Origin of the sequence: Psychrobacter sp. AOP3-A1-26, assembly GCF_052378235.1 — a bacterium.
Taxonomy (GTDB): domain Bacteria; phylum Pseudomonadota; class Gammaproteobacteria; order Pseudomonadales; family Moraxellaceae; genus Psychrobacter.
This window is the reverse complement of the sequence record NZ_JBQSXN010000105.1, coordinates 1-9,081: the sequence shown is the minus strand read 5'-3', so window position 1 is coordinate 9,081 and position 9,081 is coordinate 1. Positions and strand designations below refer to the sequence as shown.

Sequence of the window (9,081 nt, the reverse complement as noted above, 5' to 3'; positions counted from 1 at the left end):
TAATAAAACATTTGCATAGAGGTCATTTTAGCATGACACTGCAAAAGAGTAGACAAAGCGAATAACTGAAACGGTACACGATGCGTTACTATTCGGCTGTGTAGCCAGTTATAATCTGCATACCCGAACCTGTATGATTAACAGTGTTCAAACCATCTTATTTAAGTGCTCATAATGGTTAACTGTCCAAGATTGGTAGGCACGGTTTGATATTATTCATCATTGTCTGTTTTTACAAAAATTTATAGAGGTTTTTATATGTCGTCATCTCGGAACACCAGTAACAAGGCGTCTTCCTTAAAATGGTTACCTTGGGTTTTATTGCTGATAGTGATTGCCGCGTTTATCTGGTTGTTTACAAGTATGAAAACGACATCAGAGGCCACATGGGAGCCGCCAAGAACCACGCCAGCTGAGCAACAAGCGTCGGAGCCAGTCGCAGACACGCCAGCACCTATCTCTTCTTATCACAATGCAGTTGCCCGTGCGTCGCAATCAGTGGTCAATATTTATACCACGCAAACGATGGCAGAGCATCCCTATATGGATGATCCTGTGTTGCGTCGGTTCTTTGAGTTTCATAGTGGACCATCACAAGAGCAAGGCAATACCAATTTAGGCTCTGGTGTGATTGTATCTGAAGATGGCTATATCGTAACCAATGCCCATGTGATCGAAAAGGCAGATGAGATTACCGTAGCCTTTAATGATGGCCGCAAAAGCCGCGCTAAAATTATCGGTACCGATCCAGACAGTGATTTGGCTGTTATTAAGGTCGATATGCAAGGATTAACGCCGTTAGGATTTCGTGAAAACCCCATCCGAGTAGGCGACTTGGCCTTGGCGATTGGTAACCCATTTGGTGTCGGTCAAACAGTGACCCAAGGTATTATTTCTGCGACTGGACGTACCGGATTTGGCGTCAATAAGTTTGAGGACTTTATCCAAACCGATGCGGCTATTAATCCTGGTAACTCGGGTGGCGCGTTGGTCGATGCTCGTGGTGAGCTGGTCGGTATCAATACGGTGATTTTCTCACGTTCTGGTGGCTCTATGGGTATTGGCTTTGCTATTCCCACGGCTATCGTTGAGCAAGTAATGAATGCGCTGATTAAAGACGGTAAGGTGAGTCGGGGGTGGTTGGGTATCGAAATACAATCACAACTTCGTGATCCAACGCAGCTTGAAACCTCAACGGGTGTAGAAGTACTCAAGGCCATCAAAAATAGTCCTGCTGCCAAAAGTGGTCTTAAAGTCGGCGATATTATCTTGACTATTGACGGCGTTGAGATGACTGACGCCAACACCTTGATCCAATACGTTGCGCGTAAGCCGCCTAATACCGAGCTTGAGGCGCAAGTGTTACGTAATGGTAGCAATCAGCAGGTGACTATATTGTTAGAAGAACGTCCAGAGCAACAGCCCATCGAGCGCCCAGTAGTTATCCATGATGAAACGCTTGGCGGTCGCGGGCATCCTAGTTTACAAGGTGAAGGGCAAGAAGTACCAATGATGTCCAAAGAAGAGCGTGACCGTATGCGCGAAGAGCTGTTGCAGCTGTTTGAGAGAGATGGCGCACCTCGGTAGAATGGGTCTAATATAGGCAGTCTGTAGATACTAAAATCAGACCTAAATAAAATGAGTACAGATACTATAACGCGCTACTGAGATAAACTTTCCTTGCTTGCTGTGTCTGCGCAGACAGAGGCGGCGCAAAATTGTCCCAGTAACACGGTGTTTGTTTTATAGTGGGTCGGCTATATCGACAATAAAAAAGCGCGCTATCTTATAGATAGCGCGCTTTTTTTATCATTATTTTTAAATTTTACTGGTCGAAAGAATCGTGGTTAATATAAATCACGCCTTGTACTCGACAGCAGCAGGGCAGGATTTCATCTTCCTCAATCATGGCAAGCGGCGCAAACGGATAATCAATGACATGCGAGCTGGCAACGCGCTTGATTCGGCAACTGCCACAGTAGCCTTCCTTACATTGATAGTTGATATCATGTCCGGTACGTAGTAGTCCATCAAGCAGACTTTCGTCGTCATGCAAGTAAAATTGCTGCTTACTCGTCATTACCCAAGTCATGGCTTTATCCTATCCTTTTAAAGTAAGGTCAACCCTAAATAAAATAAGCTCAAGTATTATCACGCGCTACTGGAACAAGTTTTACTTGCTTGCTGTGCCTGTATCTGCGCAGACAGAGGCGGCGTAAAACTTATCCCAGTAGCACTGCATTCATTCTATGGTAGTTCGACTATATTAAAAGCTCAGTTTTAAAAAAACTGTTTTCTAAAGCTCTATAACTCAAAGTCATCAAAATCACTGTCTGATAAATCTGAATCAATTTGACCAACCAAGTACGAGCTGATTTCCGTCTCTTGCGGCGCAACTTGCACATTATCAGATGACAACCATGTGTTGATCCATGGAATGGGGTTTGATTTAGAGTTCGGGAATGCCACAGGCAAGCCAACGGCTTCCATACGCAAGTTGGTGATAAATTCGATATATTGGCAAAGAATGTCTTTATTGAGACCAATCATCGAACCGTCTTTGAATAAATAGCCCGCCCATTCTTTTTCTTGTTCAGCCGCCTTACGGAATATCTCGATACTTTCATCGAAACACTCATTGGCAATCTCGACCATCTCAGGATCGTCACGGCCATTACGCATCAGGTTGAGCATATGCTGGGTGCCAGTCAGATGTAGCGCCTCGTCACGAGCAATCAGCTTAATGATTTTGGCATTACCTTCCATCAGTTTGCGCTCAGCAAAGGCAAACGAGCAGGCGAATGATACATAAAAACGAATGGCTTCTAAGACGTTAACTGCCATCAAGCACAAATACAGCCGTTTTTTCAGTGATTTTAAACTAACGGTCACTTCTTTGCCATTGATGGTATGCGTGCCAGCACCGTGCATATTGTAAAGCTGTGAATCAAAGTACAAGTCATCATAGTACTTGGCGATATCAGAGGCGCGCTCTAAAATGTGCTCGTTTTGCATGATGTCATCAAACACGATACCTGGGTCATTGACGATATTACGAATGATATGGGTGTAGCTGCGCGAGTGAATGGTCTCAGAAAACGTCCACGTCTCAATCCACGTCTCAAGCTCAGGAATAGACACCAGTGGTAATAGCACCACGTTTGGACTACGACCTTGGATAGAGTCGAGCAGGGTCTGATATTTTAAATTACTGATAAAAATATGTTGTTCATGTGACGATAGGTTGCCGTAATCGATGCGGTCTTTTGATACATCGACCTCTTCTGGACGCCAAAAGAATGACAGCTGCTTTTCAATCAATTGTTCAAAGATAGGGTGCTTTTGCTGGTCGTAACGAGCGACGTTGACTGGATTACCGAAAAACATCGGCTCTTTTAGCGCGTCGTTTGGCGTTTGGGAAAAAATCGAGTAAGTCATAGTGCTACCTTTATAAGTGTTACAGTTATAAATCTAAATGATTGAAAATAATGTTTTAGATATATGGTCAAAATTACGTTATAGGCTCTTGGTTGCCAGCTCTATATTACAGGTTCTCTAAAGATATCTGTGTCGGTTCTTGCCCATCATTCATATAGGCTTTGAATATTTCGCTGAGCTCACTATCATCCAATCCTTCCAGCTCATCGATAGCGCTCTTACGCAGCGTACTTAAATCAACATCTTCTGGTGCTGTTTTTACTTCTTTTTTCGGCTGCTTCTTTGCTGGTTTTTTCGGTGCTTTGGCAACGTCATTTTTTGGTGTTTCTAGCTTTGATGCTGCGCTTGCACTTAATTGCTGACGAACCTCTTCGATGTCCACTTCTATTTGTACGATATGCGAGCCACCATCGTTTAGGTCTGAAAATACGTTAGGGATAAACAAACCACCGTCTTTGATGATTGCGGTATATTGCACTCTATGACCTCCGTCATTTTTATTCTTTGTTTCAATTAGGGTTGGCGTGTTGCCAGACTGTCATATATTTTATTGTTTTCTCTTTTGCCTACTGCTAGCACATAAACCACGACCACATCATCTTTGACGGTATAAACCAGTCGATAGCCTATGGTGCGTAGTTTGATTTTATAGGCATCTTTATGTCCTGAGAGTTTTGAAGCAGGAACACGCGGGTTTAATAAGCGCTGCTGTAATTTTTTCTTAAACTGCTGCTGAATACTGGGCGCTAACTTTTTCCATTCTTTTAATGCTAAAGGATGAAACTCAAGATTATAAGTCATCCAAAGTTACCTTTATAGGAACTTGCCCGTCATTCATTCGAGCGCTAACGGTTTGGCTTAATGCCATATCGTCCATTGCTTCCATCATGCGCTCATACATATCGGTTGAAACTAAGTAAGCCACAGGTTTATTGTGGTTTAAAATAGCAATAGACTCACCGTCTGACTGTTTAATCAGTGCCGAAGGGTTAGTCTTTAACTCTGAGATACTGGCTGTTTGTGTTGCAAATATCGGTTGCATGATTCATTCTCCGCTAATATTACGCTCTAAATATAGGGCTAATATTAGCACGAAAATTAGGTCTTAATTGTTACCCTATTTATTTAAAAAACTGTGAGTAGGTTGGTGTCGAGGAATGAAACCCAACGAATTATTTAATTAAAATGTTGGGTATCGTAAACTCTATCAAACCTGTACTTTCTAGTTGATATTTCTTGGATTTAAAGTTTCAGGAAATAAGTCGTCAATAGAGCCTTTTTTAGGATAGGCTTTATTGATCGAATACATAAGTTCCTCCCAAGTATCAGCTACTCGCATTAAACCAATGATGCTATGTAAATGCATTTCAAGTGCCTTTCTGCCTTGATTTTCTGATAAATGCTGATGATCTCTATGTTTTGTAGTACCTTTCTCATCTCTTGAATTTAGCTTTTTAAGCTCATCGACTAATCCTGCTGCCATACGACCATATACAATATCATTAGTGTATTTACCAACAACACCTGGTCTATTGAACGTGCTCCATTTCCAATTCTTTAGCCTAAAGATTTGCTCATAATATTCATCTGGAAATGTCTTAGTCCATGCAATAAGATCTTTACTTATATATTCGTTAAGAATTGCCTGCAAAGCTTCTGCTTTACGAATATTTTGATAACCAGTAGCTTCATCCACCAAGGCAATAATGCCAACTTTGGCTAATGATCTAATAATTATCGACGCTTGTATAACTGTTTCTTTCTGGTTTTTATGAATCACTGTTCCAGCTTCGTCTGCTAGTATATAAAGTTCACAGACCAATGGAATAATTATTGCATCAAAACCTTGAAAGCTTTTGCCATTTTCGGCCTGATAGGATATTTTTTCTTTTACATTATTAAGTTCACTAGACACATATGGTTGTAGGTTTTTAGCATCCATAAAAGAAGGTGTATCTGGTAATCGTGCATTACCTCTACTTTCTCTACCTAATGCTTTAAATACATCTGAATGTTTAATTATTCGTCTACCATCATTAAGAACAGCACACTCTAACTCAACATCAGCAATCTTCATTGTGCCTGTATATTCTGAAACTAGCATAAAAAATCCTTTTCATATTAGCTGATATAGTAGCAAACAGCGGGCTTAACCCAAAAGCCAAACCCGCCATCCGTCAGAAATTCTATTTAAAGAATTTCTCTTGCGAACCTTGAGGAGGGACAAAGCGAAGCACTGCTTCGTCCCGACGCAAGAGAAAATTTATAATTTTCTGGCAATGCAATTTTTTAACGGTTCTCAAATCTTACAAGCACCGCCAGCACAATCATCTTCCATATCCGCTTGGGCATCATTCGCACCATCACGGGTATTGTGATAATACAAAGTCTTCACGCCAAGTTTATAAGCGGTCAACAAGTCTTTTAGCAACGTTTTCATCGGTACACGCTGACCATCAAAGCGTGTTGGGTCATAGTTGGTATTGGCAGAGATACTTTGATCGACGAACTTCTGCATGATAGCGACCAGCTTTAGGTAACCGTCATTGTTCGGCATTTGCCATAGTAGCTCGTACTGATCTTTTAGCTTATCAATCTCAGGCACGACTTGCTTTAGGATGCCATCTTTTGACGCTTTGATAGACACCAGACCGCGTGGTGGCTCGATACCATTAGTCGCATTGGCAATCTGACTAGACGTCTCAGACGGCATCAAAGCGGTTAGGGTAGAGTTGCGCAGACCGTGTTCGGTAATCTCGCCACGTAGCGTTTCCCAATCGAGATGTAGCGGCTCTTGGCAGATTTTATCCAAGTCTTTTTTGTAGGTATCAATCGGTAAAATACCTTGCGAGTACGTCGTCTCATTAAAGGCAGGACACGCGCCTTGCTCTTTGGCCAATTTATTTGAGGCTTTTAAGAGGTAATACTGTAGCGCTTCGAAGGTTTGATGGGTTAGACCAAGCGCTGAGTCATCAGAATAGCGTGCGCCATTTTTCGCTAGGTAATAGGCGTAGTTAATCACACCAACGCCTAAGGTACGGCGACGCATGCTGCCATTTTCGGCCGCTTTGACTGGATAGTCTTGATAGTCGAGTAGGGCATCAAGGGCGCGGACGATTAGCTCGGCTGGCTCTTCGATATCGCTGACGTTTTCAACTTTACCCAAGTTCACCGCTGATAGCGTACAAAGGGCGATTTCGCCTTCTTCATCATTGATGTTATCAAGTGGCTTGGTTGGTAGCGCGATTTCCATACATAGGTTTGACTGACGAATCGGCGCAACGGTCGCATCAAATGGGCTATGGGTGTTGCAATGATCGACGTTTTGGATATAGATACGACCAGTGCTGGCGCGCTCTTGCATCATCAGACTAAACAAATCTGCTGCTGGGATTTGACGGCTGCGAATGCTCGGGTCATTTTCGTATTTGGTGTATAGCTCTTCGAACTTGTCTTGATCTTCAAAGAACGCGTCATACAAACCAGGGGTATCACCTGGAGAGAATATGGAGATATCTTGACCCTTGATGAGGCGGGTATACATGGTTTTATTTAACTGTACGCCATAATCCATATGACGCACGCGGTTGTCTTCGACGCCGCGGTTGTTTTTGAGTACCAATAACGACTCAACTTCTAAATGCCATAATGGGTAAAATAACGTCGCTGCACCGCCACGTACGCCGCCTTGTGAGCAGCATTTAACCGCTGTTTGGAACAGTTTATAGAATGGAATACAACCAGTATGCTGGGCTTCACCGCCACGAATCGGGCTACCAAGGGCACGAATACGACCGGCATTGATGCCGATACCGGCACGTTGTGACACATAGCGTACGATGGCGCTGGTGGTGGCGTTGATTGAGTCTAAGCTATCACCACATTCGATTAAGACGCACGAGCTAAACTGGCGCGATGGGGTGCGCACACCAGACATGATAGGCGTTGGTAGCGAGATTTTAAATTGTGAGGTCGCATCATAGAAGCGTTTAACGTAGCTCATACGCTCAGATTTGTCATAGTTAGCAAACAGACACATACCAACCAGCATATATAAGAACTGCGGGCTTTCATAAACCGTTTTGCTGACGCGGTCTTGCACAAGGTATTTACCCGCCATTTGCTCAACAGCAGCATAAGCAAGATTCATATCGCGCCAGTGGTCAAGATATTCTTCTAATTCATCAAATTCCGCACGGCTATAGTCAGCTAGGATATGCTGATCGTATTTACCGGCATCAGTTAGCTTTTTAACATGGTCATACAAGTGAGGAGGGGTGAATTTATTATAAGCAATCTTACGCAAATGGAAGATGGCCAAACGCGCGGCTAAATACTGATAGTCAGGCGTGGTTTCAGAGATAAGATCAGCGGCAGACTTGATGATGGTCTCGTGAATATCGCGAGTTTTGATGCCTTCATAAAACTGAATGTGCGACTTTAGCTCAACTTGTGATACCGACACATTATCTAAATCATGAGCAGCCCACTCGATAACCTTGTGAATCTTATCTAAATCAATAGGCTCTAAACGTCCATCACGTTTGGTTACTTGGATTTTATCGATATGTGTCATGCTGACCTCGTAAGTTGATTGCTGGGCAATTAATTTATAATGATGCTTATAGTGTTACTTATAGTAATGCGGCGCGGTTAATACCGGCGGGCATTCTTTATCACGCTATCTTTATTACGCTATAACATCCTGTCACGGCAGAGTGTTTTTTTAGGCAAAACGATGCCATTGCTCATAGTGAGGGTTTAAATCACTGAGCACTACATATAGCGTATTTGTTAGTAGGTGGACACAATATAGCGGGAAAATTTTGAAAATGCTATATTGATTTTAGCGGCAAACTATGTTGATGAGAGGGTAAAGCGTGTCCAAATTTTAGCAAAGGACGATGGGATAAGGGTTAGACGCCAATAAGAAAAATAATAAAAGTTTTGTAAAAAATGGCGCGAATTTACTTTTTATTGTCGGCTAAATTAACGAGCGCAAATCTGCTGAATGGCGCGCATATTTCGGGTGGTGATTGTACCCCAGCCAATAGAAAATCGCCACCCATATGAGTGACGATTCGGACGAAAAACGGACTGGTTTTTCTTAAATTGATAAAACTATGATTAGACGACCATGCGTACCGTTTTTGCATTATCAAGTGATGCATAAAGCGTGTTCACTTGCTCAACGGTGGTCAAGTATAAATTGGCACGCACCGAATGGAAGCGTCCTGTTTTTGACGGTTTAACTTCCATAGACGCCAAATCAAACTCTGGAAACTGGCTACCAAGGATAAGCTTCACTTCATTGAGTAAGCTATCGTGCTCGCCTTCATGACCGATGATGCTAAGTGGGTAGTTCATTGGGAACTGCCACAGCTCAGGATTTTGTACGTCGGTTTTTTTACCTTTTAAGATACCGTCATTGGCGACCAGCTCAGTGACTTTGACTTCTCTTTTAGGCGTTTGATTTGGGTTAGTGGTGTCTTTTGGATCATCAGTCATGATGTTGTCCTTATCTTTGTGAAAATATGAGCTTATGGGTTATGCCGATAAGCGCTTTATGCACCATTTATAAGGCCACTCATCATATTATTCAAGGGTCAGCCAACGATAACTCATATTAAAATCGTTATTTTT

At 42.6% G+C, this 9,081-nt stretch carries 9 protein-coding genes; 1 reads left to right on the top strand and 8 read right to left on the bottom strand.

What is annotated here, in order from left to right:
- The first annotated feature begins 258 nt into the window (after positions 1 to 258).
- Positions 259 to 1,587, top strand: a complete 1,329-nt coding sequence (locus ACT3TU_RS12850; RefSeq protein ID WP_444784463.1) for a S1C family serine protease — start codon at positions 259 to 261, stop codon at positions 1,585 to 1,587.
- A 238-nt stretch (positions 1,588 to 1,825) separates the two neighbouring features.
- Here the strand turns inward: ACT3TU_RS12850 and yfaE are convergent, their stop codons facing one another.
- From yfaE to ACT3TU_RS12810, 8 genes are all read right to left on the bottom strand, one after another.
- Entirely contained in the window at positions 1,826 to 2,092 is a 267-nt protein-coding gene (gene yfaE, locus ACT3TU_RS12845; protein ID WP_192524579.1) for a class I ribonucleotide reductase maintenance protein YfaE, read from the bottom strand.
- A 212-nt stretch (positions 2,093 to 2,304) separates the two neighbouring features.
- Positions 2,305 to 3,438, bottom strand: a complete 1,134-nt coding sequence (gene nrdB, locus ACT3TU_RS12840) for a class Ia ribonucleoside-diphosphate reductase subunit beta (protein ID WP_192529225.1) — start codon at positions 3,436 to 3,438, stop codon at positions 2,305 to 2,307.
- Between the two features lie 106 nt (positions 3,439 to 3,544).
- A complete protein-coding gene (locus ACT3TU_RS12835; RefSeq protein ID WP_192529226.1) occupies positions 3,545 to 3,916 on the bottom strand; it encodes a hypothetical protein in 372 nt (123 codons plus the stop codon).
- 35 nt (positions 3,917 to 3,951) lie between these two features.
- Complete coding sequence (locus ACT3TU_RS12830; RefSeq protein WP_192529227.1) at positions 3,952 to 4,239, bottom strand: type II toxin-antitoxin system RelE family toxin; 288 nt, start codon at positions 4,237 to 4,239, stop codon at positions 3,952 to 3,954.
- Positions 4,229 to 4,480, bottom strand: coding sequence for a type II toxin-antitoxin system Phd/YefM family antitoxin (locus ACT3TU_RS12825; RefSeq protein WP_192529228.1), 252 nt, complete (start codon positions 4,478 to 4,480; stop codon positions 4,229 to 4,231). The genes ACT3TU_RS12830 and ACT3TU_RS12825 overlap by 11 nt, the downstream gene beginning before the upstream one ends.
- A 180-nt stretch (positions 4,481 to 4,660) precedes the next feature.
- Positions 4,661 to 5,542, bottom strand: coding sequence for a P63C domain-containing protein (locus tag ACT3TU_RS12820; protein ID WP_192524584.1), 882 nt, complete (start codon positions 5,540 to 5,542; stop codon positions 4,661 to 4,663).
- Between the two features lie 195 nt (positions 5,543 to 5,737).
- Positions 5,738 to 8,014 (bottom strand): class 1a ribonucleoside-diphosphate reductase subunit alpha, encoded by a 2,277-nt coding sequence (gene nrdA, locus ACT3TU_RS12815; RefSeq protein WP_192524585.1) that lies wholly within the window; start codon positions 8,012 to 8,014, stop codon positions 5,738 to 5,740.
- A 551-nt stretch (positions 8,015 to 8,565) separates the two neighbouring features.
- A complete protein-coding gene (locus tag ACT3TU_RS12810; protein ID WP_192524586.1) occupies positions 8,566 to 8,946 on the bottom strand; it encodes a YbeD family protein in 381 nt (126 codons plus the stop codon).
- Positions 8,947 to 9,081: the final 135 nt, after the last annotated feature.

What these genes read in the sequence shown, in the direction of transcription:
- ACT3TU_RS12830 (WP_192529227.1), bottom strand. Translation starts at nt 4,239, where the DNA reads ATGACTTATAATCTTGAGTTTCATCCTTTAGCATTAAAAGAATGGAAA.
- ACT3TU_RS12825 (WP_192529228.1), bottom strand. Translation starts at nt 4,480, where the DNA reads ATGCAACCGATATTTGCAACACAAACAGCCAGTATCTCAGAGTTAAAG.
- nrdB (WP_192529225.1), bottom strand. Translation starts at nt 3,438, where the DNA reads ATGACTTACTCGATTTTTTCCCAAACGCCAAACGACGCGCTAAAAGAG.
- ACT3TU_RS12820 (WP_192524584.1), bottom strand. Translation starts at nt 5,542, where the DNA reads ATGCTAGTTTCAGAATATACAGGCACAATGAAGATTGCTGATGTTGAG.
- yfaE (WP_192524579.1), bottom strand. Translation starts at nt 2,092, where the DNA reads ATGACTTGGGTAATGACGAGTAAGCAGCAATTTTACTTGCATGACGAC.
- nrdA (WP_192524585.1), bottom strand. Translation starts at nt 8,014, where the DNA reads ATGACACATATCGATAAAATCCAAGTAACCAAACGTGATGGACGTTTA.
- ACT3TU_RS12850 (WP_444784463.1), top strand. Translation starts at nt 259, where the DNA reads ATGTCGTCATCTCGGAACACCAGTAACAAGGCGTCTTCCTTAAAATGG.
- ACT3TU_RS12810 (WP_192524586.1), bottom strand. Translation starts at nt 8,946, where the DNA reads ATGACTGATGATCCAAAAGACACCACTAACCCAAATCAAACGCCTAAA.